The 509-nt window shown below is 35.6% G+C and carries 1 protein-coding gene; it reads left to right on the top strand.

Going from position 1 to position 509, the window contains the following annotated elements; all coding sequences use genetic code 11:
- Positions 1 to 509 (top strand): hypothetical protein (locus tag AC1D2Q_RS29575; RefSeq protein WP_477815557.1); only part of this gene is annotated, 509 nt, incomplete at both ends.

Below are 509 nucleotides of genomic sequence, written 5' to 3' on the forward strand. Positions count from 1 at the left end.
GTTCCCTACTCTGCTGTAAAAAATCAAAAGAAAGATTTTTTTGATACAGGTATTACAACCCAGCACAACTTCTCTTTTAACTCTGGTGATGAAACAGGTAGTTTCTACATGTCAGGCCAGGATGTAAAAAGTAAATCTGTTATGCCTAAAGATGAAGGCCGCAGAGATGTATTCCGTGTAGGTGGCGATAAAAAATATGGTATATTTTCAACTCAATACTCTGTTGCTTATACATACTTAACTACCAATAAAACCAACACTGGTACAGTTTATAATGACTTGTTAGAGTCTCCTCTTAATGTTCCTATAAAAGATCTGTTAGATCCTACAAGTAAATATGGTACTCCGGATGCTTATTATAATGATTATTATATCAGCCCGGGCCAGATGATTCAGCAACAAAGAAATTTGAACACTGAGAATCACATCCAGGCTAACTTGCAGTTAAATTTAAAATTAGCCAAATGGCTAAATGTATCTTACCGCACCTCTATTGATAACAACAGCAC

Source organism: Pseudomonas sp. P1_A1 (assembly GCF_056406935.1).